The 25,471-nt window shown below is 66.5% G+C and carries 27 protein-coding genes and 1 pseudogene; 16 read left to right on the top strand and 12 right to left on the bottom strand.

Annotated features, from left to right (window positions below; genetic code table 11):
• Positions 1 to 2: 2 nt before the first annotated feature.
• Both A5747_RS05660 and purB read right to left on the bottom strand, forming a co-directional pair.
• Positions 3 to 1,244, bottom strand: coding sequence for a cytochrome P450 (locus A5747_RS05660; protein WP_076122667.1), 1,242 nt, complete (start codon positions 1,242 to 1,244; stop codon positions 3 to 5).
• Positions 1,241 to 2,659: an adenylosuccinate lyase gene (purB, locus tag A5747_RS05665; protein ID WP_076122668.1), complete on the bottom strand. Its 1,419-nt coding sequence runs from the start codon at positions 2,657 to 2,659 to the stop codon at positions 1,241 to 1,243. Before purB ends, A5747_RS05660 begins: the two co-directional genes overlap by 4 nt.
• A 136-nt stretch (positions 2,660 to 2,795) precedes the next feature.
• Between purB and A5747_RS05670 the strand changes: the two genes are divergently transcribed.
• Positions 2,796 to 3,566: a DUF429 domain-containing protein gene (locus tag A5747_RS05670; protein WP_076122669.1), complete on the top strand. Its 771-nt coding sequence runs from the start codon at positions 2,796 to 2,798 to the stop codon at positions 3,564 to 3,566.
• Here A5747_RS05670 and A5747_RS05675 read toward each other — a convergent pair.
• Positions 3,545 to 4,162, bottom strand: coding sequence for a TetR/AcrR family transcriptional regulator (locus A5747_RS05675; protein WP_076122670.1), 618 nt, complete (start codon positions 4,160 to 4,162; stop codon positions 3,545 to 3,547). The two genes, A5747_RS05670 and A5747_RS05675, sit on opposite strands and share 22 nt — an antisense overlap.
• Positions 4,163 to 4,234: 72 nt before the next feature.
• Between A5747_RS05675 and A5747_RS05680 the strand changes: the two genes are divergently transcribed.
• Entirely contained in the window at positions 4,235 to 5,134 is a 900-nt protein-coding gene (locus A5747_RS05680) for an alpha/beta hydrolase-fold protein (protein WP_076122671.1), read from the top strand.
• Between the two features lie 30 nt (positions 5,135 to 5,164).
• A complete protein-coding gene (ggt, locus tag A5747_RS05685; RefSeq protein ID WP_076122672.1) occupies positions 5,165 to 6,748 on the top strand; it encodes a gamma-glutamyltransferase in 1,584 nt (527 codons plus the stop codon).
• Between the two features lie 6 nt (positions 6,749 to 6,754).
• On the opposite strand, the gene purD is transcribed toward ggt, so the two are convergent.
• From purD to A5747_RS05710, 5 genes are read right to left on the bottom strand one after another with little or no spacing between them, the layout of a single operon-like run.
• On the bottom strand, positions 6,755 to 8,023 hold the full coding sequence (gene purD / locus A5747_RS05690; protein WP_076122673.1) for a phosphoribosylamine--glycine ligase: 1,269 nt from the start codon (positions 8,021 to 8,023) through the stop codon (positions 6,755 to 6,757).
• A gap of 22 nt (positions 8,024 to 8,045) precedes the next feature.
• Complete coding sequence (locus A5747_RS05695; protein ID WP_076064283.1) at positions 8,046 to 8,483, bottom strand: carboxymuconolactone decarboxylase family protein; 438 nt, start codon at positions 8,481 to 8,483, stop codon at positions 8,046 to 8,048.
• The gene (locus A5747_RS05700; RefSeq protein WP_076122674.1) at positions 8,484 to 9,338 is read right to left on the bottom strand and encodes an NAD(P)-dependent oxidoreductase; all 855 of its coding nucleotides are present in this window, start codon (positions 9,336 to 9,338) and stop codon (positions 8,484 to 8,486) included.
• Positions 9,335 to 10,084, bottom strand: a complete 750-nt coding sequence (locus A5747_RS05705; RefSeq protein WP_076122766.1) for an SDR family oxidoreductase — start codon at positions 10,082 to 10,084, stop codon at positions 9,335 to 9,337. Before A5747_RS05705 ends, A5747_RS05700 begins: the two co-directional genes overlap by 4 nt.
• A gap of 17 nt (positions 10,085 to 10,101) precedes the next feature.
• Positions 10,102 to 11,571: an aldehyde dehydrogenase gene (locus tag A5747_RS05710; RefSeq protein WP_076122675.1), complete on the bottom strand. Its 1,470-nt coding sequence runs from the start codon at positions 11,569 to 11,571 to the stop codon at positions 10,102 to 10,104.
• A gap of 218 nt (positions 11,572 to 11,789) precedes the next feature.
• On the opposite strand from A5747_RS05710, the gene A5747_RS05715 reads away from it, so the two are divergent.
• The 9 genes from A5747_RS05715 to A5747_RS05755 all read left to right on the top strand — a co-directional run bounded on the left by A5747_RS05715 (position 11,790) and on the right by A5747_RS05755 (position 20,338).
• Positions 11,790 to 12,428 carry a TetR/AcrR family transcriptional regulator gene (locus A5747_RS05715; RefSeq protein ID WP_076122676.1) on the top strand — a complete coding sequence of 213 codons (639 nt, stop codon included), beginning with the start codon at positions 11,790 to 11,792 and terminating at the stop codon, positions 12,426 to 12,428.
• Entirely contained in the window at positions 12,425 to 13,642 is a 1,218-nt protein-coding gene (locus A5747_RS05720; RefSeq protein ID WP_076122677.1) for a cytochrome P450, read from the top strand. Before A5747_RS05715 ends, A5747_RS05720 begins: the two co-directional genes overlap by 4 nt.
• Entirely contained in the window at positions 13,643 to 14,467 is an 825-nt protein-coding gene (locus tag A5747_RS05725; protein WP_076122678.1) for an SDR family oxidoreductase, read from the top strand. It abuts the gene before it with no gap.
• Complete coding sequence (locus A5747_RS05730) at positions 14,464 to 15,813, top strand: cytochrome P450 (protein WP_076122679.1); 1,350 nt, start codon at positions 14,464 to 14,466, stop codon at positions 15,811 to 15,813. The genes A5747_RS05725 and A5747_RS05730 overlap by 4 nt, the downstream gene beginning before the upstream one ends.
• A 10-nt stretch (positions 15,814 to 15,823) precedes the next feature.
• Positions 15,824 to 16,030, top strand: coding sequence for a ferredoxin (locus A5747_RS05735; protein ID WP_139333142.1), 207 nt, complete (start codon positions 15,824 to 15,826; stop codon positions 16,028 to 16,030).
• 5 nt (positions 16,031 to 16,035) lie between these two features.
• Positions 16,036 to 16,590, top strand: coding sequence for a hypothetical protein (locus tag A5747_RS05740; RefSeq protein ID WP_076122681.1), 555 nt, complete (start codon positions 16,036 to 16,038; stop codon positions 16,588 to 16,590).
• 151 nt (positions 16,591 to 16,741) lie between these two features.
• Positions 16,742 to 17,869, top strand: a complete 1,128-nt coding sequence (locus tag A5747_RS05745) for an NDMA-dependent alcohol dehydrogenase (RefSeq protein ID WP_076122682.1) — start codon at positions 16,742 to 16,744, stop codon at positions 17,867 to 17,869.
• A gap of 18 nt (positions 17,870 to 17,887) precedes the next feature.
• Entirely contained in the window at positions 17,888 to 19,903 is a 2,016-nt protein-coding gene (locus tag A5747_RS05750; protein WP_233147959.1) for an FAD-dependent oxidoreductase, read from the top strand.
• Between the two features lie 15 nt (positions 19,904 to 19,918).
• Positions 19,919 to 20,338 carry a ketosteroid isomerase family protein gene (locus tag A5747_RS05755; protein WP_076122683.1) on the top strand — a complete coding sequence of 140 codons (420 nt, stop codon included), beginning with the start codon at positions 19,919 to 19,921 and terminating at the stop codon, positions 20,336 to 20,338.
• Positions 20,339 to 20,437: 99 nt separating this feature from the next.
• Here the strand turns inward: A5747_RS05755 and A5747_RS05760 are convergent, their stop codons facing one another.
• The gene (locus A5747_RS05760) at positions 20,438 to 20,677 is read right to left on the bottom strand and encodes an anti-sigma factor (RefSeq protein WP_233147960.1); all 240 of its coding nucleotides are present in this window, start codon (positions 20,675 to 20,677) and stop codon (positions 20,438 to 20,440) included.
• Positions 20,674 to 21,306 (bottom strand): annotated as a pseudogene (locus tag A5747_RS05765) (RNA polymerase sigma factor). The gene A5747_RS05760 and the pseudogene A5747_RS05765 overlap by 4 nt, the downstream one beginning before the upstream one ends.
• A 99-nt stretch (positions 21,307 to 21,405) precedes the next feature.
• Here A5747_RS05765 and A5747_RS25020 point away from each other — a divergent pair.
• From A5747_RS25020 to A5747_RS05780, 3 genes are read left to right on the top strand one after another with little or no spacing between them, the layout of a single operon-like run.
• Positions 21,406 to 21,903 (top strand): hypothetical protein, encoded by a 498-nt coding sequence (locus A5747_RS25020; RefSeq protein WP_158070251.1) that lies wholly within the window; start codon positions 21,406 to 21,408, stop codon positions 21,901 to 21,903.
• Positions 21,900 to 22,418, top strand: coding sequence for a GNAT family N-acetyltransferase (locus tag A5747_RS05775; RefSeq protein WP_076122685.1), 519 nt, complete (start codon positions 21,900 to 21,902; stop codon positions 22,416 to 22,418). The genes A5747_RS25020 and A5747_RS05775 overlap by 4 nt, the downstream gene beginning before the upstream one ends.
• Positions 22,415 to 22,915, top strand: a complete 501-nt coding sequence (locus A5747_RS05780; protein WP_233147961.1) for a YkgB family protein — start codon at positions 22,415 to 22,417, stop codon at positions 22,913 to 22,915. The genes A5747_RS05775 and A5747_RS05780 overlap by 4 nt, the downstream gene beginning before the upstream one ends.
• On the opposite strand, the gene A5747_RS05785 is transcribed toward A5747_RS05780, so the two are convergent.
• A complete protein-coding gene (locus A5747_RS05785; protein ID WP_076122769.1) occupies positions 22,902 to 23,546 on the bottom strand; it encodes a dihydrofolate reductase family protein in 645 nt (214 codons plus the stop codon). The genes A5747_RS05780 and A5747_RS05785 overlap by 14 nt on opposite strands.
• 76 nt (positions 23,547 to 23,622) lie before the next feature.
• Between A5747_RS05785 and A5747_RS05790 the strand changes: the two genes are divergently transcribed.
• Complete coding sequence (locus A5747_RS05790; RefSeq protein WP_076122687.1) at positions 23,623 to 24,027, top strand: HIT family protein; 405 nt, start codon at positions 23,623 to 23,625, stop codon at positions 24,025 to 24,027.
• Between the two features lie 3 nt (positions 24,028 to 24,030).
• Here the strand turns inward: A5747_RS05790 and A5747_RS05795 are convergent, their stop codons facing one another.
• Positions 24,031 to 25,470 (bottom strand): cell wall metabolism sensor histidine kinase WalK, encoded by a 1,440-nt coding sequence (locus A5747_RS05795; RefSeq protein ID WP_076122688.1) that lies wholly within the window; start codon positions 25,468 to 25,470, stop codon positions 24,031 to 24,033.
• Position 25,471: the final 1 nt, after the last annotated feature.

Genomic DNA, 25,471 nt, shown 5'->3' on the forward strand with positions numbered 1-25,471 from the left:
GGTTACTCGGCCAGTTCCACAACGAGATGCCGGATGCCGGTATGCCGGTTGCTGCGAGTCCATTCGACCGGCCGCACCACCCGCACCGCGGAAAACCGCGTCAGCAGTTCCTCGTAGAGGACCCGTAGTTCCAGCCGGGCCAGATTTGCACCCAGGCAATAATGCACGCCCTGGCCGAAGCCCAGGTGCGGGTTGGGTTTTCGGGTGATGTCGAATTCGTCGGCGCGATCGAACACGCGGGCGTCGCGGTTGGCCGAGCCCTCCCAGATCTGTACCTTCTGGCCCGCCTCGATCGACTGCCCGCCGAGCGTGACATCGCGCGTGGCGGTGCGCCGCTTGGACGGCGACGGTGACGTCCATCGCACTATCTCTTCGACCGCCGTCGGCAACCCGTCGAGATCGGCACGCAGCGCATGCAATTGGTCGGGATGTTCGGCCAACGCCAGCAGCCCGCCGGCGACCGCGTTGCGCGTCGTCTCCGCGCCGGCGCTGAACAGCAGGCTGAAGAACAGGTACAACTCGAGGTCGGAAAGGGCCGGGGCGGCCGCGTCGTCGAGCATCGCATTGGCGACGACCGACAGCATGTCATCGGTCGGCTCGGCGCGCTTGGAGGCGATCAGCTGCTGGCCGTAGGAGTACATCCGCGAGCCGGCCTCCTCCACCGACAACTGCGACAGCGACGCCTTCCGCGAACCACCGAAGTCGAACTGCGGCTCGATGGCCTCGAAGAGCCAATGTCGTTCGGATTCCGGCACTCCCAGCAGGATGCAGATCATCTGCATCGGCAGTTCGGCGGCGATGTCGACCAGGAAGTCGAACGCTTCGCCGGGCACCACCGCATCCAGCAGCCGGCGCGCCCGGGCCCGCAGATCGTCCTCGACCAGACCGATCATCCGCGGTGTCAGCCCTGAGCTGACGAGCCGCCGGATTTGCGAATGCCTCGGGTCGTCCATCATGTTGAGCACCTGGCCCGCAATGGACAAGTCCTGCAACAGCGTGCCGCCGAATGGCCGCACGCCGCCGGTGACCGATGAGTAGGTGACCGGATCGCGCAGCACCTCAAGCGTTTCGGCGTGCGTGGCGACCGACCAGAAGCCCTCCCCGTCGGGGGTGTTGTCGGTCGGCTGGTGCCAGTACACCGGTGCCTCACGCCGATGGACAGCGAACAGGTCGTGCGGGAATCCGTTCGCGAAGTTGTCCAGATCGGTGAAATCGATCCCCGCGAGAGCGCCGGCCAGAGTCATAGGATCGCTCCCGGGGTGTATTTGGCGGCATCGGGGTATCGCCCGACCAGGGTGTCTACCATCGCGACGACGTCGTCGACCTGGTCGCCGGCGGCACCGGTGAACGCCGTCTTGTCGGCGAGCGCGGCGTCCAGCGCGGCGCGATCCAACGGCAGGCGCTCGTCGGCGGCCAGCCGATCCAGCAGGTCGGGATCGGCGCCGCGTTCGCGCATCGCCAGCGCCGTCGCCACGGCGTGTTCGCGAATCACATGATGCGCGGCCTCGCGCCCCATGCCGGCGCGCACCGCCGCCATCAACACCTTGGTGGTGGCCAGGAACGGTAGGTAGCGATCCAGTTCACGCTGAATCACCGCCGGGTAGGCGCCGAACTCGTCGAGCACCGTCAAAAACGTCTCGATCTGCCCGTCGACGGCAAAGAAGCTGTCCGGCAAGGCAACTCGGCGCACCACCGAGCAGAACACGTCGCCCTCGTTCCACTGCGCGCCGGCCAGTTCGGCGGCCATCGACGCGTAGCCGCGCAGCACCACCTGCAAACCATTGACCCGTTCGCAACTGCGGGTGTTCATCTTGTGTGGCATGGCCGACGACCCGACCTGCCCCGGAGCGAAGCCCTCGGTGACGAGCTCATGCCCTGCCATCAGCCGGATGGTGTGGGCCATCGACGACGGTCCGGCGCCGAGTTGCACCAGCGCGGAGATCACGTCGTGATCCAGGGAACGCGGATACACCTGCCCCACGCTGGTCAAAACCGTTGCGAAGCCCAAGAAGTCGGCGATGCGGCCTTCGAGTTCGGATAGCTTGGCGGCGTCGCCGTCGAGCAGGTCGAGCATGTCCTGCGCGGTTCCCATCGGGCCCTTGATCCCGCGCAACGGGTAGCGGTCGATCAGCTCCCCCAGCCTGGTCAACGCGATCAGCATCTCTTGCGCCGCGGACGCGAATCGCTTGCCCAACGTGGTGGCTTGCGCGGCGACGTTGTGACTGCGTCCGGCCATCACCAGATCGCGATACGTGACCGCCCGTTCGGCGAGCCGCGCCACCACCGCCACCCCGTGGGAGAAAACCAATTCCATCGATCGCCGGATCTGCAGCTGCTCCACGTTCTCGGTCAGGTCCCGACTGGTCATCCCCTTGTGCACATGCTCGTGACCGGCGAGGGCGTTGAATTCCTCGATGCGGGCCTTGACATCGTGGCGCAGCACTTTCTCCCGCGCCGCGATCGAGGACAGGTCCACGTCGCCGAGCACCCGCTCGTAGTCGGCGATCGCTTCCGGGGGCACCGCTACACCGAGTTCCGCCTGTGCGCGTAGGACGGCCACCCACAGCTGCCGCTCCGCGACGATCTTGGCCTCCGGCGACCAGATCGCGACCATCTCGGCGCTCGCGTACCGGTCGGCCAGCACATTCGGAATGCTCACAAAGACACAGCTTACGGTTGCCGGGTCCCTGAATTCTCATCGCCGGGCGTAACGTGGCGGCGAAAAACCGGGCAGGAAATCGCCGTGGCGTTACGTGCGAGGCCCTACGCGCGGTCGGCGGCAATACCCTTGGCGGATGTTCTTCGCCGGCGTCGACCTCGCCTGGGCCGGCCGCAATCCGACCGGCGTGGCCGTCGTCGACGCCGCGGGCCACCTAGTGCACATCGGCGCGGTCCGCGACGACGACGAGATCCTGGCCGCGTTGCGACCGTACGTAGGCGGCGATTGCCTGGTCGCCTTCGATGCGCCGCTGGTGGTGACCAACAGCACCGGCCAGCGGCCGGCCGAGACCGCGCTTAACCGCGACTTCCGCAGGTTCGAAGCCGGCGCCCACCCGGCCAACACCGGGAAGCCCGAGTTCGCCGACGTTCCCCGCGCCGCACGATTGGCTCGGGCGCTGGAGCTCGACATGGACCCGCTGTCGTCGGCGACGCGGCGCGCCATCGAGGTGTACCCGCACCCGGCGACGGTGGTGCTCTTCCGGCTGGAGCGGACTTTGAAGTACAAAGCCAAGCCCGGGCGCAGCCTCGAGCGGCTCAGGTCGGAGCTGCTAGCGCTGATGGACGGCGTCGAGAAGCTCGCGCAAAGCGACGTCCCGCTGCATGTCGCCGGTCACGAGGCCTGGGTCGAGCTGCGCCGGCGGGTGGTCGCCGCGCAACGCAAGAGCGATCTGCGCCGCGCCGAAGATCCCGTCGACGCCGTCGTCTGCGCCTACGTCGCGTTGTACGCCCAGCGCTGCCCGGCCGCAGTCACGGTCTATGGGGACTTCACCACCGGCTACATCGTGACGCCGTCGCTGCCGCCGAACTTGCTTCGGCACTCGGGTCAGATCGGCACGGCCCGCTGATCGATCGGTGCCAAAACCTCGATCACTTCGACCACCGTCTGCTGCGCGGCGATGCGGGGATCGCGGCCCTCGACCATCGCGGACACCACCGAACCGTCGACCGCACAGAGCAGCGTGCGCACCAGCTCGATGTGCACGGATCGGCCGGATCGCTCGAGGGCCTCGGCAACGGCCTCCGCGCGCTGGCGCAAGTTGCGGCGCATGGTCTCACGCAACGCGGGCAGGCGGGTACAGGCGAGCAGCCGCTCGTACCGCGAAATCAACTGGTCGGCGAGTCCCGGACTGGATACGTCCTCCACGAGCAACTCAACCAGCATCTCGGCGGTGGTCTCGGGTCCACGGCGCCGCCGCGACAGGCCGTTGACCCGCGCCCGTAGCTGCGCCACCTCGATCATGCCGATGTGTTCGACCGCGCGCGCAATCAAATCGTCGAGCGACGAGAAGTAGTAAGTGGTAGAGGCCAACGGCAGGCCCGCGCGCTGAGCGACCGCTCGGTGCCGCACCGCTTCGAAGCCGCCCTCGGCAAGCAGTTCGGCGGCCGCGCTCACGAGCGCGTACCGCCGGCGTTCTCCTTTTGGAGTAACTGCTGCTGTCACGAATAGCCATGGTGCCAGTGAAAGTGGTACTGCGATGCCATTTCGGCCAAACAGCCATGGCATGATTGCCGGATGCCCGACTTGAGCCGCCGCGCAGTGCTCGGTCTCGGTGTCGGCGTGGCCGCCGGCGCGGCCGGCGCGTACGGGCTCGACATCCTGTTCCAGCCCCGCGCATCTCAAGCCATGCCGGTGTCGGGCGCCGGCACGCAGGTTCCGTTGGCTCCGGCGCCGCCGCTTGAGCCCGCCCCGCCGGCTCAGGCTGCGCCGACGATGACGACCGGTTCCTTCGTGTCGGCGGCGCGCGGCGGAATCTCGACCAATTGGGCGATCGCGCGCCCGCCGGGCCAGACGAAGGCGCTGCGACCGGTCATCGCGCTGCACGGCAAGGGCAGTGACGCGTCCACCGTGATGGCCGGCGGTGTCGAGCAGGGTCTGGCCCAGGCCGTCAACGCCGGCCTTCCGCCATTCGCGGTGGTCGCCGTCGACGGCGGCGGCGGTTATTGGCACAAGAGGGCGTCCGGCGAAGACGCGGGCGCGATGGTGCTGGGCGAGCTGATCCCAATGCTGGATAGCCAGCACCTGGACACCTCGCGGGTCGCGTTCCTCGGCTGGTCGATGGGCGGCTACGGCGCGCTCTTGCTCGGCGGGCGGCTGGGACCCGCACGCACCGCCGCGATCTGTGCCGTGAGCCCGGCGCTCTGGCTGTCCTCCGGCGCGGCCGCGCCCGGCGCGTTCGACGGCGCCGACGACTTCGCGGCCAACTCGGTGTTCGGAATGCCTGCGCTGGCATCGATCCCGATCCGGGTGGACTGCGGCGACAGCGACCCGTTCTACGCGGCGACCAAGCAATTCATCGCTCAACTGCCCAACCCGCCCGCGGGCGGTTTCTCCCCCGGCGGGCACACCGCAGAATTCTGGAGCTCACAGCTGCCGGCCGAGCTGACCTGGATGGCACCGCTGCTGACGGCGTGAGCCCTTGGTGCGCGCGTTACGCTCGCGAGCGTGACCGCACCGTTCGGTTGGAGCTTCCCCTACGCCTGGCCGCGCATGCCCCTTCTGGCCGCCAACGTGGTGTGCACGTCGCAACCGCTCGCCGCGCAGGCGGGTCTTCGGATGCTCGCCCAGGGCGGCAACGCGGTGGACGCCGCCGTCGCAACGGCCATCACCCTGACCATCGTGGAGCCGGTATCGAACGGCATCGGCTCGGACGCGTTCGCCATCGTCTGGGATGGCGAACGACTGCACGGACTGAACGCATCGGGTCGCTCACCCGCGGCGTGGACGCCAGAGTACTTCGGCGGCAACGCCGTTCCCGCACTCGGCTGGAATTCGGTGACCGTACCGGGAGCGGTGTCGGCGTGGACCGAATTGCACACCAAGTTCGGAAAGCTCCCGTTCGACAAGCTGTTCGAGCCCGCGATCAGCTACGGTCGCGACGGCTTCCTGGTCTCGCCGACGGTCGCGGAGCAGTGGGCGGCTCAGGTTCCGCTCTTCAAGGAGCAGCCCGGATTCGCCGAGGCGTTCATGCCCGACGGCCGCGCGCCCAAAGCCGGTGAGCGGTTTAGGTTTCCCGATCATGCGGCCACCCTGGAGAAGATCGCGGCAACCGGCGGTGCGGCGTTCTATCTAGGGGAGCTGGCGAACAAACTCGAGTCGCATGCGGCGGCCAACGGCGGCGCCATGCGGGCCGACGACCTCGCCGCTCACCACGCCGACTGGGTGGGCACGATCGACACCACCTATCGCGGTTACACCGTCCACGAGATACCGCCGAATGGGCAGGGCATCGTGGCCCTGATCGCCCTGGGAATCCTGGAGCACTTCGACATGGCCTCGCTGCCTGCCGATTCCGCCGATAGCGTGCACCTTCAGATCGAAGCGGTGAAGCTGGCTTTCGCCGACGCCCAGGAGTACGTCGCCGATGCCGACCACATGCCATTTCCCGCAGAACGCTTGCTGGACAAGGAATATCTGCGGAAGCGGGCCGCGCTGATTGACCGTGGACGGGCCAAACCGGCGTCTGCCGGCACCCCGGCGGGCGGCACCGTGTATCTGACGGCCGCCGACGCCGCGGGGATGATGGTGTCGATGATCCAGTCCAACTACCTGGGATTCGGCTCCGGTGTGGTGGTGCCGGGCACGGGGATTTCGCTGCAGAACCGGGGCGCGGATTTTGCTGCGGTGCAAGGCCATCCGAACCGGGTGGGCCCGAACAAGCGCCCGTATCACACGATCATCCCGGGTTTTGTCACCAAAGCTGGAGACCCCGTGATGAGCTTCGGGGTGATGGGCGGCCCCATGCAACCCCAGGGCCACGTGCAGGTGATGGTGCGCATCGCCGACCACGGCCAGAACCCGCAGGCGGCGTGCGACGGCCCCCGCTTCCGTTGGGTAGAGGGGACGCAGGTGACCTGCGAAAGGGGATTCCCAAACGCGACGATCGATGAGCTCCGGCGGCGCGGGCATGAGCTGGTGGCGGTGGACGATTACAACCAATTCGGTAGCTGCCAAGCGATTTGGTGCCTCGATGGCGGATATTTTGCGGCGAGCGATCCACGCCGGGACGGGCAAGCGGCGGGTTTTTGAAACCTGCTAGACGCTGATTTTGCCCTCTGCGGCCGCCAGGCCGATGTCGTTTCGGAAATGACTGCCGGGCAATCGAATTGAGCCGAGGATTTCGTATGCCCTGCTGCGGGCCGCGGTCAGGTCGGCGCCGGTGCCGACCACCGACAGCACCCGCCCGCCCGACGAGACGATCGCGCCGTCGTCGCGCCGGGTCGTCCCGGCATGCAGCACACCCTCGGCTTCGGAGCCGACGACGACGTCTCCGACGCGGGGGCGCCCGGGATAGTTTTCGGCCGCCAGCACGACGGTCACCGCGGCGCCGTCCCGCCAGCGCAGCTCACCGAAGTCGGCCAGCGTGCCGGTGCCCGCGGCATAGAGCAGCTGGCCGAGCGGCGACTCCAGCAGGGCCAGCACGGCCTGAGTCTCGGGATCGCCGAAACGACAATTGAATTCGACGACCGCGGGCCCTTTCGCGGTGATCGCCAGGCCGACGTACAGCAATCCGGAGAACGGGCTTTCGCGCCGAACCAGCTCGGCGGCAACGGGTTCGACGATCTGGCTGACGATTTCGCGGTGCAGCTCGTCGGGCAGCCAGGGCAGCGGCGCGTAGGCGCCCATGCCGCCGGTGTTGGGCCCGGTGTCGCCCTCGCCCACCCGCTTGAAGTCCTGTGCCGGCAACAACGGCACGACGGTCGGGCCGTCGACGACGCAGAACAGCGACACCTCGGGGCCGTCCAGATAGGACTCCAGCAGCACCGGGTGACCGGACTCGAGCAGCGCGGCGGCGTGCGCGCGCGCGACGTCGCGGTCCGGCGTCACCACCACGCCCTTGCCCGCGGCAAGATGGTCGTCCTTCACCACCCAGTTCGGGTCGCCGGCGGGCGGCCCGAACCGGTCCAGGGCGGCGTCCAAAAGGGCTGGGCTGTCGATGATTTCGCTATCTGCGGTGCGCACACCGGCGGCCGCCATGACCTCCTTGGCGAACGCCTTGGAGCCTTCGATGCGGGCGGCGTCCTTACCGGGGCCGAAGCAGACGATGCCGGCCTCGCGGACGGCGTCGGCGACCCCGAGCACCAGCGGCACCTCTGGACCGATGACCACCAGGTCGGCCCGAACCTCGCGAGCCAGGGCGACGACTTCTTCGCCGGAGGTGACGTCCACATCGCGCTGCTCGGCGAGCCGGGCGGTGCCGGCGTTGCCGGGGGCGATGGCCAGCCCGGTGACCTGGGGGTCCCTGCCGAGCGCGAGCAGCAGGGCATGTTCACGGGCACCGGAGCCGACTACCAGGACGCGCACGAAACGTCACTCTAGCGGCCCGCTAGTCGCCGGTATTGCCCCTGTGCATCTTCACCGCGTTGTCGACGTTGGCCTTCTTGTCCTCCCCGGCGCCCTTTGCCGCGGCCTTCTTGCGCTTGGCCACCACGGTGTCGACCGCGCCGTTGAGCGCCGAGCCCAGTGGGAACCCGAGATAGTGGGTGAGGAAGACGGCCATCTCCTTGAGCTCGGTCTCGCTGAGCTCCCCGTTGAGCAGTGCGGCGTTGATTTGGATCTCGGCCAGGTCGCGATTTCCGACGGCGGTCACCGCGGTCAGCGTCATGATGCGCTTGTCGCGCATCGACAATCCCGGCCGGGACCAGATAGTGCCGAACAGGTGGTCGACGGTCAGGTCGAAGTACGCGTCGCCCTCGATGTTGGGCATCTCCCAGCCGTAGACCTCGTTCATTTTTTCGAGGCCCTTGCGGCGCAGTTCGTCCATTTATGTTTCTTCCTGTGTGTGCGGTACTCCGAGGCCGGCCGCTAGCCGCCTGAAGGCCAGCTCCGCGAGCGGTAGCTCAACCGATACGCTTTCACCCAAGGCCAGCGCCAGACTCAGATCCTTCTCCCCCAGGCCGCGGGCGTGCACGAACGGCTGGTACAGGAAGTGGTCGGGCTCAAGGTCTTTCATGTCGTCGCGGACCATGATCGCCCCGGCCCCGCCGGTCAGCTGGTCGGTATGGCGCACCACCCGGCCCAGGGCTTGCAGATCGAGCCCGGCCGCCTCGGCCAGCTTCATCGCTTCGCATGCCGCGGCATACGAGGTGAACGTCAACATGTTGCGGGCCAGCTTCATTCGTGTCCCCGCACCGGGCTCACCGGCGTGAATGACCATCGCCGCCCAGTGTTTGAACGCCGGCTTGATGCGCTCGTACACCTCTCGCTCGGCGCCCACCATGGTGGCGAGCTCACCCTTCGCCGCGGCGGCCGCCCCACCACTTACCGGCGCATCGACAATGTGGATTCCTTGCGGTTTGTGTTCGGCCGCCAGCTCGACGGCGGTGGTGTCGCTGATGGTCGAGTGGATCGCGATGACCGTCCCCGCCTTCGCATGGGCGGCCAGCTCGGCGACAACCTCTCGCACCTGGGCGTCGTTGAGCACGGTGATATGGATGATGTCCGCGGCGGCGACGTCTGCCACGCTGTCGGCCAGGCCGGCGCCTTTTTCGGCCAGTGGCGTCATCGCCTCGGTCCGGATGTCGTAAACCGTTACTCCGCCGGGCCATTCGGTCATCTTCGTGGCCATCGGTGCGCCCATGTTTCCCAGGCCGATATAGCCCAGCTTCAGGTCCGTCATGATCGTATTATCTGCCCGCCGTCGACGTTGAAGATCTGCCCGGTGATCCACGAGGCCTCGTCGGACAGCAGGAACAGGCACATGCCGATCAGGTCGTCGGGAGTCCCCATGCGCGACAACGGAAGACCCTTGACGATGTCGTCGACCATCTCCTTGGGCGTGGTGGTCCGGTTGGCCTCGGTGTCGATGGGGCCGGGCGCGATCGCGTTGATCCGGATGTTGCGGCCGCCCAGTTCCCGCGAGAGCTGCTGGGTCAAACCGTTGACCCCGACCTTGGCCAGGCCGTAGTAGTTCGCGTAGAGCCACGCGGCGGTGGACGATTGGTTGACGATCGCACCGCCGCCGCGCTTGGACATCTTCTTATACACCGCGCGGGTACACCACAGCGCGCCGTCGAGGTTGACGCTCATGAACTTCTTGTAGTACTCGGGATCGATGGTGAGCAAGAAGTCCAGCTTCATGCCGCCGAAGATCGCCGCGTTGTTGACGAGGTAGTCGATGCCACCGAACTCGGCCAGCGTGCGATCGGCCATCGCCTTGGCCGAGTCGGGATCGGACACGTCGACCGGAACGGCCAGCGCCGTGCCGCCGTCGGCGGCGATCTGCTTGGCCACCCCCTCGGCCGCCTCCGCGTTGATGTCCGCCACGACTACCGCAGCGCCCTCACGTGCCAGCGCCTCGGCGTACGCCTGGCCGATGCCGCCGCCCGATCCGGTGACGATGGCGACCTTGTTTTCGAACCGCATCTTTTCCTTTCGGACGTTCACTGAATTGCTGTCGCAATGGTTTTGACTTCCAGGTATTCCTCGAAGCCGGCCAGCCCCATTTCCCGGCCGTTGCCGGACTGCTTGTACCCGCCGAAGGGCGCGTCGGCGGAGTACCACACGCCGCCATTGACATTGATCGTGCCCGCGCGGATCCGTGCCGCGACCCGCGCCGCCCTCTCCGGGTCGGCGCCGAACACGCTGCCGGACAACCCGTATGGCGAGTCGTTGGCGATGCGGACCGCATCGTCGTCGCCGTCGTGCGGAATCACCGTCAGGACTGGGCCGAAGATCTCCTCGCGCGCGCAGCGGGCGTCGTTGCCCAACCCCGCGATCAGGGTCGGCTCGATGAAGAAACCGACGTCCCGGTCGGCCGGCCGGCCTCCGCCGCACGCGAACGTCCCGCCCTCGGCGATCGCCGAATCCAGATAGCCCTGGATCCGGTCGCGCTGGCGTGCGGAAATCACTGGGCCGCAAATGGTTCCGGGGTCGGTCGGGTCGCCGGGCTTGATACCGCCCATTGTCGCGGCCGCGACCGAGACGGCTTCGTCGTACCGCGCCCGCGGGACCACCAGCCGGGTGGTGATTGCGCATCCCTGCCCGGCGTGCATGCACACCGAGAACCCCGCCACGCCCACCGCGGCGTTCAGGTCGGCGTCGTCGAGGACGATGAACGCCGACTTGCCGCCCAGCTCGAGGAATACCTTCTTGATGGTCGCGGCGCCGTCGGCCATCACGCTGCGGCCGGTGGCGGTCGATCCGGTGAACGAAACCATGTCCACCCGAGGGTCTTTGGCCAACAGCGCACCCACGCCGTGGTCGCTGGACGTGACGATGTTGATCACGCCGGGCGGAAAGTCGGTGTGCTCGGCGATGAGCTCCCCGAGCACGGCGGCGCACCAGGGTGTGTCGGGGGCGGGCTTCAGGACGACGGTATTTCCGGCGGCCAGCGCGGGCCCGATCTTGGCGAGGTTGATCTGGTGGGGGAAGTTCCACGGGGTGATGGCGCCGACGACGCCGACGGCCTCGCGGGCGATGGTGCGCCGGGTGGGGATCCCCATCGGTGACGCCTCGCCGAGATCCTGACTGTATTCGTAGGATTCGGCGGTATCGGCCGCGAATGCGAGGTCGTTGACCGGGACTTCGAGCTGAGCGATCGCGGTGAGCATGCGCGGCGCGCCCACTTCGGCGATGGTGATGTCGCGCAATTCTTCGAGGTGCTGCTGCATCGCATCTCGTAGCTGCCGAACACACCGCACCCGCAATTCGGTGTTGCGCGACCAGTCCGTCTCGTCGAAGGCATGCCGGGCGGCGTCGATCGCGCGGCCCATGTCGTCGGCGTCGGCGTCGGCGGCGACGCCGAGCACCTCCTCGGTCGCCGGATTGATGGTCGGGAAGGTGCCCGCGTTTCCGGTCGACATCTTGCCGTCGATGAACAGGGCGCTCACGCCGTCGGCCAACAGGGCCATCTCCCGCTCCCGTCTATGGCGATTCGAAGGGCAAATCCACGAAATCAGTCGAGTGGACAGTTGTCCGATATTGTCCCATCGCACCATAGTCGCCAGGCCGTCCGCGGTGCAAGAGCCGATGCCGCTCGACCCGCTGAGGTCCCGGCTAAGTGCGCGTTAAGCTGGATATTTACCGAACGGGCTTGCCTCGCCTCCCGCCTATCCGATAGTTTGGACATGTGTCCAGCGATGCCCTGGTTACGATCACATCCCAAGCCGAGCACCAGACCGGTCAGGCGCCGCGCAACCGGCGCCAGGAAGAGACGTTCCGCAAGGTGCTCGCCGCCGGCATCGAGACCCTGCGCGAGAAGTCGTATGCCGACCTGACGGTGCGCGCGGTGGCGGCGCGCGCCAAGGTCGCCCCCGCCACCGCCTACACCTACTTCTCGTCGAAGAATCACCTGATCGCCGAGGTGTACCTCGACCTCGTCCGGCAGGTCCCGTACTTCACCGACGTCAACGACCCCATGCCCGCGCGGGTGGATAAGGCGCTGCGCCATCTGGCCCTCGTCGTCGCCGACGAGCCCGAGGTCAGCGCGGCGTGCACCACGGCGTTGCTCGGCGGCGGTGCCGATCCCGCGGTCAGCGCCGCGCGCGACCGCATCGGCGCGGAAATTCACCGCCGCATTTCCACCGCCATCGGGCCCGGCGCCAACCCCACCACCGTGTCGGCGCTGGAGATGGCCTTCTTCGGTGCGCTCGTGCAGGCGGGTAGCGGCGAATTCACCTATCACGAGATCGCCGACCGGCTGACCTATGTGGTGCGCCTCATCCTGGCCGGCGCCAGCGAGACGAGCCAGGAGTCAACAACCAAATGACGGTGCATGTTGGAGACCACGAGCTGGTCCTCGATCCCTACGACTACGACTTCCATGAGGATCCGTACCCCTATTACAAGCGGCTGCGCGACGACGCCCCCTTGTACCGCAACGAGGAACTGGAGTTCTGGGCGTTGTCCCGGCATCAAGATGTGCTGCACGGGTTTCGGAACAGCACAACGCTTTCCAACCGCGACGGCGTGTCGCTGGACCCGGTCTCACGCGGACCGCACGCGTCGAAGACGATGTCGTTCCTGGCGATGGACGATCCGGCGCATTTGCGTCTGCGCACGCTGGTGTCGAAAGGCTTTACGCCGCGCCGGATCCGGGAACTCGAGCCACGCGTCACCGAGCTCGCGGTGCAGCATCTCGACGCCATGCTGGAGAAGGCGGGCTCGGGAACCGTGGATTATGTCGCGGAATTCGCCGGCAAGCTGCCGATGGACGTCATCTCCGAACTGATGGGCGTGCCTCTTGCCGACCGCGACCGCATCCGCGCGATGGCCGACGGCGTGATGCATCGCGAGGACGGCGTCAACGACGTGCCGGCTTCGGCGATCGAGGCGTCGATCAACCTCATCGTCTACTACCAGCAGATGATCGCCGAGCGGCGCAAGCAGCCGACCGAGGACCTGACGTCGGCGCTGCTGGCCGCCGAGATCGACGGCGACCGGCTCACCGACGAGGAAATCCTCGGGTTTATGTTCCTGATGGTGATCGCCGGCAACGAGACCACCACGAAACTCCTTGCCAATGCCGCGTTTTGGGGATACAAGAATCCCGATCAGCTGGCTCCCGTCTACGCCGACCTGTCCCGGGTCCCGCTGTGGGTGGAAGAGACGCTGCGCTATGACACGTCCAGCCAGATTCTGGCGCGAACCGTATCCGGCGAGCTCACCCTCTACGACACCACGATCCCCGAGGGCGACGTCCTGCTGTTGCTGCCCGGATCGGCCCACCGCGACGAGCGGGTGTTCGACAACCCCGACGACTACGTCATCGGACGCGACATCGGCTCCAAGCTCATGAGTTTCGGCAGCGGCGCGCATTTCTGCCTGGGCGCCCATCTAGCCAGGATGGAAGCACGCGTGGCGCTGACCGAGCTGTTCAAGCGAATCCGCGGATATCAGGTAGACGAGGCCAATGCCGTCCGCGTCGACTCCAGCAATGTCCGCGGATTCGCTCACCTACCCATGACCGTGGAGGTCCGCTGAATGCCCCGCTTTGATCCCTTGCCCGAGCGTCGGCCGGCGATCGTGGCCGGCGCCTCCTCCGGCATCGGAGAGGCCACCGCCATCGAACTCGCTGCGCATGGCTTTCCGGTCGCCCTCGGCGCCCGCCGGGTCGAGAAGCTGAACGACATCGTCGGCAAGATCAACGCCGAAGGGGGCGAAGCGGTCGGATTCCACCTTGACGTCACCGACCCGAACTCGGTGAAATCCTTTGTCGCACAGTCGGTCGACGCGCTCGGGGAGATCGAGATCCTGATCGCCGGCGCGGGCGATACCTACTTTGGCAAGCTCGCCGAGATCAGCACAGACGAGTTCGAGTCGCAGGTGCAGATCCACCTCGTCGGCGCTAACCGACTGGCAACCGCGGTGCTGCCCGGCATGCTCGACCGGCAGCGTGGCGACCTGATTTTCGTCGGCTCCGACGTGGCACTGCGCCAGCGGCCACACATGGGCGCCTACGGCGCGGCAAAGGCGGCACTTGTCGCGATGGTCACCAACTTCCAGATGGAGCTCGAGGGCACCGGCGTGCGGGCCTCGATCGTGCACCCGGGCCCCACCAAGACCGGGATGGGCTGGAGCCTGCCGGCCGAGAAAATCGGCCCCGCACTTGAGGATTGGGCCAAGTGGGGCCAGGCGCGCCACGACTATTTCCTGAGAGCGGCTGACCTGGCACGAGCCATCACGTTCGTCGCCGAGACACCCCGTGGTGGCTTCATCGCGAACATGGAGCTTCAGCCCGAGGCCCCGTTGGCCGACAAAAAAGATCGTCAGAAGCTCGCCCTCGGCGAGGAGGGGGTGCCATCATGACAACCGCCATCGTGCCGCGGGTTTCCGGCGGCGAAGACGAACACGGTCATCTGGAGGAGTTCCGCACCGATCCGATCGGCCTGATGCAGCGCACCCGTGACGAGTGCGGGGACGTTGGCGAATTCCAGCTGGCCGACAAGCGCGTCATCCTGCTGTCGGGCGCGGGCGCCAACGAGTTCTTCTTCCGTTCCGCCGACGAGGATCTCGACCAGGCAGCGGCGTATCCGTTCATGGCACCGATCTTCGGCAAGGGAGTGGTATTCGACGCCAGCCCGGAGCGGCGCAAGGAGATGCTGCACAACTCGGCGCTGCGCGGCGAGCAGATGAAGGGCCACGCGGCCACCATCGAAGCCCAAGTCAAGGGGATGATCGCGGACTGGGGCGAGGAGGGCGAGATCGAACTGCTCGACTTCTTCTCCGAGTTGACCATCTACACCTCGACCGCGTGCCTGATCGGCGTGAAATTCCGCAACCAGTTGGACTCGCGCTTCGCGGAGTACTACCACGAGCTGGAGCGCGGCACCGACCCGCTGTGCTACGTCGACCCGTATCTTCCGATCGAGAGCTTCCAGCGCCGCGACGAGGCACGGGTCAAGCTTGTTGCGCTGGTGCAGGAGATCATGAATCAGCGCGTCGCCAATCCGCCGCAGGACAAGAGCGATCGCGACATGCTCGACGTGCTCGTGTCGATCAAGGACGACGACGGCAATCCCCGGTTCTCCGCCGACGAGGTCACCGGCATGTTCATCTCGCTGATGTTCGCCGGGCACCACACCAGTTCCGGAACCTCGGCCTGGACGCTGATCGAGCTGATCCGCCACACCGACGTCTACGCCGAGGTGCTGGCCGAGCTGGAGGAGCTCTACGCCGACGGGCAGGAGGTGAGTTTCCATGCGCTGCGCCAGATTCCGAAGCTGGACAACGTTGTCAAGGAGACCCTGCGCCTGCACCCGCCGCTGATCATCCTGATGCGGGTCGCCAAGGGCGATTTCGAGGTCGAGGGCTTCCCGATCCGCAACGGCGACTACGTCGCCGCATCACCTGCCATCTCGAACCGAATCCCCGAAGACTTCCCCGACCCCGACGGCTTCAACCCGGACCGATACAACAAGCCCGAGCAGGCCGACCTCGCCAACCGGTGGACGTGGATTCCGTTCGGCGCCGGTCGGCACCGTTGCGTCGGCGCGGCGTTCGCGACCATGCAGATCAAAGCGATCTTCTCGGTTCTGTTGCGCGAGTACGAATTCGAGATGGCGCAGCCGCCGGAAAGCTATCGCAACGACCATTCCAAGATGGTGGTGCAGCTGGCCCGGCCCGCCAGGGTGCGCTACCGCGTCCGAAAATAAGAAGGTAATGATGGGTTACCGAGTCGAAGCCGACTTGGATCTGTGCCAGGGCCACGCGATGTGCGAACTGGAAGCGCCCGACTACTTCCGGGTGCCCAAGCGGGGCAAGGTCGAGATCATCGATGCCGAGCCGCCCGAGGAAGCCCGCGAGGAAGTCGAGCGGGCGGTCGAAATGTGTCCAACCCGAGCACTATTCATCAAAGAGAAAGAAGACTAGGACCCATGAATTCACAGGCGTCACATTCTCGCGCAGACCTCGAGGCATGGGTTGACCGCTGGCTGCAGGCCAACAAGGACTGCGAAAAGGCCGGCGACTGGAAGCCGCTGGCGGATTTCTACACCCAGGACGCGACCTACGGCTGGAACATCGGCCCCAAAGAAGACGTGATGTGCGTGGGCGTCGACGAAATCCGCGATGTCGCACTCGGCCTGGAGATGGAGGGCCTGGAGAACTGGGTGTACGAGTACCAGAAGGTGCTCATCGACGAGAAGCAGGGCGAGATCGTCGGCTTCTGGAAGCAGATCGTCAACAAGGCCGACGGCACGCAGGACGAGATCTACGGCATCGGCGGCAGCTGGTTCCGCCTCAACAGCGAGGGGCTCATCGAGTGGCAGCGGGACTTCTTCGACTTCGGTCATGTCGCGAAGATGTTCGCGAAGCTCATCGAGTCCGGCGACCTGTCGGCCGGCATGCAGAAGCGGATCGAGCGCAGCCTCGCTGGTGAGAAGCTGCCCGGCTACTACCCGCTCGGGCAGGCGCCCGTTCCGATCTGGTGAACCGGGGTCCCGCCCACCCAACCAAGCATTTGATTTGTTGCACGCGCTATGCTGACGCGACAGGAGTGCCCTGTGGCACCCGTCACCACCGCTGCCAGGCAAGATGGCTCGGGCAGTCTCAATTCAAAGGCGAAATGGGGTCAGGTCCAACGTGAAGACAAAAGGCGCACTGATCTGGGAATTCAACCAGCCGTGGTCCATCGAGGAGATCGAGATCGGCGACCCGCAAGCGCACGAGGTCAAGATCCAGATGGAAGCGGCGGGCATGTGCCACTCCGACCATCACCTGGTCACGGGCGGCATCCCGATGGCGGGCTTCCCGGTGCTCGGCGGGCACGAAGGCGCGGGCATTGTCACCGAGGTTGGGCCGGGCGTGGAGGACATCGCCCCGGGTGATCACGTGGTGCTGTCGTTCATCCCGTCGTGCGGGCAGTGTGCCACCTGTCAGGCGGGCATGCGCAACCTGTGTGACCTGGGTGCCGGGCTGCTCGGCGGGGAGGCGGTGTCCGACGGCACCTTCCGCATCCAGTCCCGTGGCCAGAACGTCTACCCGATGACGCTGCTGGGCACGTTCTCGCCGTACATGGTCGTGCACCGCAGCTCGGTTGTGAAGATCGACCCGTCGGTGCCCTTCGAGGTGGCCGCCCTGGTGGGTTGCGGCGTCACCACCGGCTACGGTTCGGCGGTCCGCACCGCCGACATCCGCCCGGGCCAGGACGTCGCCATCGTCGGCGTCGGTGGCGTCGGCATGGCCGCGCTGCAGGGTGCCGTCAACGCCGGCGCCCGCTACATCTTCGCGATCGACCCGGTGGAGTGGAAGCGCGATCAGGCGCTGAAGTTCGGCGCCACCCACGTCTACCCCGACGTCAACGCGGCGCTGATGGGCATGGCCGAGGTCACCTACGGCCTGATGGCGCACAAAGTGGTGGTCACGGTCGGTGAGCTGCAGGGCGCCGACGTCGACGCCTACCTGAACATCACCCAAAAGGGTGGTACCTGCGTGCTGACCGCGATCGGCAGCCTGCTGGACACCAACGTGACGCTGAACCTGGCGATGCTGACCCTGATGCAGAAGAACCTGCAGGGCACCATCTTCGGCGGCGGGAACCCGCAGTACGACATTCCGCAGCTGCTGTCGATGTACAAGGCCGGCAAGCTCAACCTGGACGACATGATCACCCGCCAGTACCGGCTCGAGCAGATCAACGATGGCTACCAGGACATGCTGGACGGCAAGAACATTCGCGGCGTCATCCGCTACACGGACGCCGATCGGTAACCGACCATCGGCTTGCCGGTGACTGCCGGCTTTCCGCATCTGTTGGCGCCCGGGCGAATCGGCGCCATGACGGTGCGCAACCGGTTGGTGATGTCTCCGATGGAGACGATGTACGGCACGCCCGACGGGCTGCCGTCGCAGCGCACCCGCGACTATTTCGCCGCCCGAGCTCGCGGTGGCGTCGGGTTGATCACGTTGGGCGCCACCGGAATCGACCATCGTCACCCCGAGACTCCGGGCGGCCTGCATCTGGCCACCGACGAGGCGGTCGACGCCCACCGTGCGCTGGTCGAGGCGGTGCACGAACACGGCGCCAAGATCCAGCCTCAGATCGTGCACGCCGGCCCCGACGGACTGGGTCCGGAGATCTTCGGCGTCCCGTCCTTGGGGCCCTCGGTGATCCCGTCCTATCTCACCGGCCGCCCGTCGACGGAGATCAGCACGGCTCAGCTCCGCGAGGTGTTCGACCTGTTCAAGGCCGCGGTGCGCCGTGCCGCCGAGGCGGGATACGACGGGATCGAGCTGCACGCCGCGCACGGCTACATGCTGCTGGGTTCTTTCCTTGCCCCGCAACGCAATCGACGCACCGATGACTATCGGGGCGACTCGTCGCGCGGCAGGGTGCGGGTCGTGCTCGACGCGCTGGCGGCGATTCGCTCCGAGGTGGGCGACGTCCTGCCCATCACGTTGCGGATCTCCGGTTACGAACGGGTGGCCGGAGGACGACCGATCTACGAAACCGCGCGCGTGGCACCAGAACTGGTGGCCGCCGGCGTTGATGCGTTTCACGTCAGCGGCGGCGTGATCGACCGGCTGGTCACCGGGATGGTCAACGGCGCCGACGACGGCGACGCGCTCAACGTCGGCGCCGCCGCCGCAGTCAAGCAGGCCGTCGACGTGCCGGTGATCGCCGTCGGCCGGATCCACGACCCGGCCCGGGCCGAGGAAATCCTCGCCGAAGGGCGTGCGGATTTCATCGCGATGGGCCGCCCGCTGCTCGCCGACCCCGAGCTGCCACGCAAACTGCGGTCCGGGCAGGCGCACCGGATTCGCAAGTGCATTTCGTGCGAAAACTGCATCGACTCAATGGAACAACGCTTCTCCGTCGACTGTGCCGTCAATCCCCGCACCGGCAAGGAGCGCGAATTGGCGGCGCCTCGCACCCATCGCGCCAGGCGCGTGATGGTGATCGGCGGCGGGCCCGCGGGACTCGAGGCCGCCCGCGTGGCCGCCGAGCGGGGCCATCGCGTCCAGCTTTTCGAACGTGGCGGCCAATTGGGCGGCGCGCTGCGGTGGGCGTCGGTGCTGCACCCGGAGAACCAGCCATTCCTGCACTATCTGCGCGACGAGGTCAAGTCGAGCGCCGCGAAAGTCGTCCTGCGCCATGAGGTTTCGGCCGAGGAGATCGTCAGACATGCACCCGACGCGGTGATCGTGGCCACCGGCGGACATGTCGACGTGCCGACGATACCGGGCGCCGACCTGCCGCACGTCCGCACCGGACCCGGGTTACGCGCATTCCTCGATGGCCAACTTTTCGCCGGCTGGCGGCAGCGGCTGGTGCGCCCCACGGCGGTTCGCCTCGCCAGCCGGGCGTGGATGCCCGTCGGGCGACGGGTGGCCATCGTCGGCGGCGACCTGGTCGCGCTGGAACTGGCCGAATTTCTCGCGAGCCGGGGCCGGCTGGTTTCGGTGCTCGAGGCCGGCAAGGACATCGCTCCCGAGGTGGGCAACAAGCGCAAGACCGAGCACATGGATCGCCTGGACCGGCTCGGCGTCACCGTCCATGTCCAGGCGAACGTCGAACGAATCACGACCACCGCCGTGGTGTTCACGCCCTCCGGCGGCACCCGGCGGCAACTGCCCGCCGACAGCGTCGTGCTGGCCGGGACGGTCGAGCCCGACACCGCGTTGTTCGACAGCCTGGTCGCCGCCATGCCCGGCGCCGAGGTGCACGCCGCCGGCGACTGCAGCGGCCTCGGCCTCATCCGCAAAGCCACCGAGGAGGGCGCACGCGCCGCGTGCGCAATCTAGAGACAGGAGGACACCATGACCCAAACCGCCCAATCGCCGGCACTGACCGCGTCGCAATCGTCGTGGCGGTGCGTGCAGGCCCACGACAGGGAGGGCTGGCTGGCGCTGATGGCCGACGACGTCGTCATCGAGGACCCCATCGGCAAGTCCGTGACCAACCCCGACGGCGACGGGGTGAAGGGCAAGGAAGGCGTCGCCGCCTTTTACGACAACAACATCGCGGCCAATCAGCTGACGATCACCTGCGAGGAGACGTTCCCGTCCAGCTCGCCCGACGAGATAGCCCATATCCTGGTGCTGCACAGCAAGTTTGAGGGTGGTGTCACGAGCGAGGTGCGCGGGGTGTTCACCTACAAGGTCAACGACGCGGGGCTGATCACCAACATGCGAGGGTACTGGAACCTCGACGCGATGAAGTTCGGCAAGGACGAGTAGCCGGCGCCGCTTCACGCGCCGAAATTGCCGTCATGGTCGCGAATTGGACGGCGACCACAGCCATTACGGCAATCTCGGCGCCCGTATGCTGTCCTTGTTCTATTGCCAGTGGCGAAATGCGCTGAGCAGTCGGTCGCGGAAGGCGGGGTCGAGTTCCTCGTCGGGAACTTTGCCGAGTGTCGCCACCGTCATGCGGAATTGCTGAAGATAGTTTTCGCAACCGTCACACGCTTGCAGGTGGTCGACAAAGCGGGCGCGGGTCTGCTCGTCGAGCGCGTCGTCCAGATAGGCGGTGACGAGCTCGACCAGCTCGTTGCAGTCCATCGGCCGCGCGCTCATGACGGGTCCGCCAGGTAGTTCTCGAGTGTTTGCCGGACGGCGGCCCTGCCGCGGTGCAGCAGCACCCTCTGATTGGCCACGCTGATGTTGAGCAATTCGCACACCTCGCTGGAGTCGAATCCGAGCATGTCGCGCAGCGACACAACCATGCGCTGACGTTCCGGTAGTTTGTCGAGTTCGCGTCGCGCAACCGCGACCAATTCATCGGCGAGGACCGACCCCTCCGGGGTGTCGGGGAACGCGGCGGGTTCTTGACGTTCCTTCCAATGCCCCGGCCACATCGGGTCATCGGCACCGCGGAATCGCGCGGGATCGACGGTGCCACCGGTATACGCGGCGATCTCCGCGTCGGCGTCGCGGCGTTCCCTCAAACCCCGCTGCTTGGCGATGTTGATCACCACGGCGAAAAGCCAAGTGCGTAACGAGGATCGGCCTTCAAATCTCGAAATTCCTTTCAACAGCGCGATTCAGGTTTCCTGGACGACCTCCTCGGCGATCTGGTGTGTCGGCGCATAACCACGCGCCACCCGCAGCATCGCCGGGGTGTACTGATCGACAAGCTGGGCGAATACGGCCTCGTCGCCTTCACGCAGCGCCGCGATCAGCCCCGACTCGTCTTTCACAGTCATCGCGACCTAACGCTAGCTCTGGAGTTGGTTGGCGGGAGGGGTCCGATCGTTACACGCCCACCTGTGTAACGCCGGACGATCCCGCGCACACCAATCAACATGCAATCATCCACGAGCCGGTCCACGGTGCCGGGCTGGAAACTGAATTTCGCCGCCGGCTTCGTTCCCCTAGCGGCGGGATTGACCACGCTCCTGACCACGTGGGTCGGTGTGGCGGCACGCGCAAATTCTGCGTGGTGGACAGGGTTAGGCACCCTCGACTTTTCCTACTCGGATCTTTCGCGTGCCGGCCTCGATGCCCCGGCGTGGATGCAGTTGAGCGGCTCGGTCGGTGGGGTCAACATCGTGGCCGGCGCGGTCGCCGTGATTGTCGTTGCGCGGTTCGGGCTGCGCGACGGACAGCGCTGGGCATGGTGGTTCCTTGCGTTTTGCTTCGTATGGGTCGGTCTCCACGACGCGATCATGGCCACCCGCTTCTTCAGCGCAACCGGGCAGCCTCTCATGGTGCTGCCCTACGGGTACTGCGTGCTGATGCTCGCGGGCCTGGTGAGATCGCGGGATGCCGTCTTCGCCCCCACCGGTTGGAGTCCGATGTGACGGATGTGCTTGAACTGCAACGGCTTACGCTGTGTCCGGTATCGGCGGACGATGCCGACTTCTTGATCTCCCATTGGAGCGATCCACTGATTCGCCGGTTCTTGTTCGACGCAACACCCGCAGTCCCGGACGAGATAGTGGCAACCATCATGGAAAGCGTTCGCGGCTTCGCGTCCGCCGAATATGGGCTGTGGCTCATTCGGCTCGAAGACAATCGCCCACCCGTCGGCGCGGTGGGGCTGCGGCCGTTGGCGGACCTGGGCCTGGAAGTGTTCTACAGCCTGGCCCCCGACAGCTGGGGTAACGGCTACGCGACCGAGGCGGCCGGCGGCGTGATCGATTACGCACTAGGCAAATTGGGTCTCGCGGAGGTTTTCGCCGAGGTCGACGGCGGCAACGTCGCGTCGGCCGCGGTGATCGAACGGCTCGGCATGACCCCCATCGCCCGCATACGCGGCCCCTTGGGACTGGTAACCCGCTATCGAATGACCCGCAACCAAGGATGTGCTCAATGAACCTGCGGTACAACGTTTCCACTCAAAACCCCGCGATAGCCGACGCCACGGCGCGGCTGGGCAATGTGCTCGCCCGCTACGGCTTGGTCGTCGTGATCGCCTGGATCGGTGCCATGAAATTCACGTCCTACGAGGCGCAGGGAATTCAACCGCTCATCGCGCATAGCCCGTTCATGAGTTGGCTCTATGCCGTCTTTTCGGTCAGTACTTTCTCGGCCCTGCTGGGAATCTTCGAACTCGCTGCGGCCCTGCTGCTTTCGCTCAAACCATGGGTGCCCCGAGCATCGATCGTGGGCAGCATGATGGCTATCGGCCTTTTCGTCGCCACCATCAGCTTCTTGTTCACCACACCCGGCGTCTTCGACGCCGCCGCCGGAGGCTTTCCCCTGCTGTCGACGGACGGCGGATTCCTCCTCAAAGACGTCGCGCTACTGGGTCTCGCGGTCTGGACGCTTGCCGACGCGCTGGCAGCCCGCGACACGCCTAGCGACGGGTAAAGATCAGGTGCGTGACGCCGCTGGGGCTGCTCACCGATTCCACGGCGAATCGCTCTTCGATGCCCTCGAGTCCCTGCCACAACGACTCACCGCGCCCCAGGATGATCGGCACCACCACGATGTGTAGGTGGTCGACGAGGTCGGCCGCGAGGAATTGGCGGACGCTCGACGGGCCTCCGCCGAGGCGAATGTCGCTGTCCCCGGCGGCCTTTCGGGCGATGCGGAGGGATTCAGCGGGACTTGCGTCGATGAAGTGGAAAGTCGTGTCACCTTCCATCTCGATCGACGGTTGGGGGTGGTGGGTGAGCACGAAGACCGGGGTATGAAATGGCGGGTTGGCGCCCCACCAACCCTTCCATTCATCGCCGGTCCACGGGCCGCGCTGCGGTCCGAACTTGTGGCGCCCCATGATTTCGGCGCCGATTCCGGGCCACGCCTGGCTGGCCAGGGCGTCGTCGATGCCCGTCGTCCCGCCGGACTCGCCGTGCATCGCACGGAACGTGCGCGTGCCGAAGAACCACTCATGCAACCGACCGCCGGCGTGTCCGAACGGCGCATCCATGCTCTGCCCGATGCCGGTACCGAAGCCGTCGAGGGAAACCGAAAAGTTGTGCACGCGCACCTGTGACATGGCGAAGTCTCCTTGTTGGTCTTTGCAGGACTGACCATCGAGACCGCCCAAACTCATCGGCACATATGCTTGGCCCATGGCGTCGATCTTCACCAAGATCATCAACCGTGAACTGCCCGGCCGTTTCGTGTACGAGGACGACGACGTCGTCGCGTTCTTGACCATCGAGCCGATGACACAGGGGCACACCCTGGTGGTGCCGCGCGAGGAGATCGATCAGTGGCAGGACGTCGACAACGCGGCGTTCTCAAAAGTCATGGCGGTGAGCCAGCTGATCGGCAAGGCGGTATGCAAGGCGTTCAGGACGGAGCGTGCCGGGGTCATCATCGCGGGGCTGGAAGTGCCTCATCTGCACGTCCACGTCTTTCCCACCCGCAGCCTGAGCGATTTCGGCTTTGCCAACGTCGACCGAAACCCGTCGCCGGAATCCCTCGACCAGGCCCAAGCCAGGATCAAGGCCGCGTTGGAGCAACTGGCTTAAAGCTCAAACGCGCGTGGGCACGTCGCTGCTGCGCGGCAGCCTGACGCGGAAGCAGCAACCCTCCCCGGGCGCGGTGGTGACGGTGACGTCGCCGCCGTGCGCGTGCACCAGCGAGTCGACGATCGACAAGCCGAGCCCGGTGCCGCCGCTGGCCCGAGCCCGCGACGAGTCGGTGCGATAGAACCGCTCGAACACCCGCGACGCGTCCTGCTGGCTCATCCCGGGACCCGTGTCGGCCACCTCGAGCACCACGTCGTCGCCTTCCGTGCCGACGCGGACGACGACGTCGGCGCTCGGCGGGGTGTGCTGCAGTGCATTCGCAACTAGGTTGCTCAGCACCTGCCTCATCCGGGGCTCGTCGCCGAGCACCTCGGGGATGCCAGGACCGTCAAAAACTTCCATCGTGATGCGGCGCGTCGGGTCGATCGCCTGCGCGTCGTGCACGGCATCACTGGCGAGCGCCAGCAAGTCGACCTGGTGGTACTCCAACGGCCGTTGCACGTCCAACCGCGCCAGCAGGAGCAGGTCGTCCACGAGCAAGCCCATCCGGCTGGCTTCGCTCTCGATCCGCGAAAGCAGCATGGCAACGTCACGCGCGGCGCCCTGCCGATACAGTTCCGCGAAGCCCCGAATGGTGGTCAACGGCGTGCGCAGCTCGTGGCTGGCGTCGGTGATGAACCGTCGCATCCGCTCCTCCGAGCCGCGGGCCTTCTCGGCCGACGACTCCGAAGACGCCAGCGCCTGCTGAATTTGGGTCAGCATTCCGTTGAGCGCCAACGAAAGTCGGCCCACCTCGGTTCGTGGGTCTCGTTCTGGAACCAAGAGGTCACGCTGCCCCGCCGCGATCGCGGCGGCGGTGTGCTCGACTTCGTAGAGCGGCCGCAGGCTGCGGTGCACCACCACGAAGCTCGCGACCCCGACCACCACCAGCACTGCCGCCCCGATCCCGATCTGCAACAAGACCAGCGATCGCAGGGTGTGCTGGACATCGGACAGGTCGATCGCGACGGTGATCAAACCGTGTGGCCCGCGCACCGACACCGCACGCCACTGGATATCGGAGCCATTGACCGAGGGCAGCGTCGTGGGATTGGGTCCCACGTTGTTGTCGGGCGGCAGCGCCGGTTCGGCGTTGCGATCGTTGATCGCCGTAAAAGGGGTGCCATCGATGCCGACGCCGCGCACGTAGAACTTCGACGGTGGCCGGCCCGGGTCCGGACCCTCGTACGGAGGCGCGGATTGGCGCCGTGGTGCCTGGGCCCAGCCGCGGGATGCGTCGAGCAGCGTCTGGTCGATCCGGCTGATCAGGCTATGACGAAGGATCGACGTGACCGCGATGCCGGACGCCACCAGACCGCAGCCCACCAACAGCAGGGTCGCCGCGACCAGGCCCACCCGGAGGGGTACTCCGCGTCGAACCGCTCGGTGCCTGTCCGTGCGCATG

The organism is Mycobacterium sp. IS-836, assembly GCF_001954275.1.
Taxonomy (GTDB): domain Bacteria; phylum Actinomycetota; class Actinomycetes; order Mycobacteriales; family Mycobacteriaceae; genus Mycobacterium.

What these genes read in the sequence shown, in the direction of transcription:
- A5747_RS05705 (WP_076122766.1), bottom strand. Translation starts at nt 10,084, where the DNA reads ATGCGGTTCGAAAACAAGGTCGCCATCGTCACCGGATCGGGCGGCGGC.
- A5747_RS05740 (WP_076122681.1), top strand. Translation starts at nt 16,036, where the DNA reads ATGAATTCACAGGCGTCACATTCTCGCGCAGACCTCGAGGCATGGGTT.
- A5747_RS05725 (WP_076122678.1), top strand. Translation starts at nt 13,643, where the DNA reads ATGCCCCGCTTTGATCCCTTGCCCGAGCGTCGGCCGGCGATCGTGGCC.
- A5747_RS05755 (WP_076122683.1), top strand. Translation starts at nt 19,919, where the DNA reads ATGACCCAAACCGCCCAATCGCCGGCACTGACCGCGTCGCAATCGTCG.
- A5747_RS05660 (WP_076122667.1), bottom strand. Translation starts at nt 1,244, where the DNA reads ATGACTCTGGCCGGCGCTCTCGCGGGGATCGATTTCACCGATCTGGAC.
- A5747_RS05735 (WP_139333142.1), top strand. Translation starts at nt 15,824, where the DNA reads ATGGGTTACCGAGTCGAAGCCGACTTGGATCTGTGCCAGGGCCACGCG.
- A5747_RS05700 (WP_076122674.1), bottom strand. Translation starts at nt 9,338, where the DNA reads ATGACGGACCTGAAGCTGGGCTATATCGGCCTGGGAAACATGGGCGCA.
- A5747_RS05780 (WP_233147961.1), top strand. Translation starts at nt 22,415, where the DNA reads ATGAACCTGCGGTACAACGTTTCCACTCAAAACCCCGCGATAGCCGAC.
- A5747_RS05785 (WP_076122769.1), bottom strand. Translation starts at nt 23,546, where the DNA reads ATGTCACAGGTGCGCGTGCACAACTTTTCGGTTTCCCTCGACGGCTTC.
- A5747_RS05710 (WP_076122675.1), bottom strand. Translation starts at nt 11,571, where the DNA reads ATGGCCCTGTTGGCCGACGGCGTGAGCGCCCTGTTCATCGACGGCAAG.
- A5747_RS05670 (WP_076122669.1), top strand. Translation starts at nt 2,796, where the DNA reads ATGTTCTTCGCCGGCGTCGACCTCGCCTGGGCCGGCCGCAATCCGACC.
- A5747_RS05720 (WP_076122677.1), top strand. Translation starts at nt 12,425, where the DNA reads ATGACGGTGCATGTTGGAGACCACGAGCTGGTCCTCGATCCCTACGAC.
- A5747_RS05680 (WP_076122671.1), top strand. Translation starts at nt 4,235, where the DNA reads ATGCCCGACTTGAGCCGCCGCGCAGTGCTCGGTCTCGGTGTCGGCGTG.
- A5747_RS05790 (WP_076122687.1), top strand. Translation starts at nt 23,623, where the DNA reads ATGGCGTCGATCTTCACCAAGATCATCAACCGTGAACTGCCCGGCCGT.
- A5747_RS05760 (WP_233147960.1), bottom strand. Translation starts at nt 20,677, where the DNA reads ATGAGCGCGCGGCCGATGGACTGCAACGAGCTGGTCGAGCTCGTCACC.
- A5747_RS25020 (WP_158070251.1), top strand. Translation starts at nt 21,406, where the DNA reads ATGCAATCATCCACGAGCCGGTCCACGGTGCCGGGCTGGAAACTGAAT.
- A5747_RS05730 (WP_076122679.1), top strand. Translation starts at nt 14,464, where the DNA reads ATGACAACCGCCATCGTGCCGCGGGTTTCCGGCGGCGAAGACGAACAC.
- A5747_RS05795 (WP_076122688.1), bottom strand. Translation starts at nt 25,470, where the DNA reads ATGCGCACGGACAGGCACCGAGCGGTTCGACGCGGAGTACCCCTCCGG.
- A5747_RS05695 (WP_076064283.1), bottom strand. Translation starts at nt 8,483, where the DNA reads ATGGACGAACTGCGCCGCAAGGGCCTCGAAAAAATGAACGAGGTCTAC.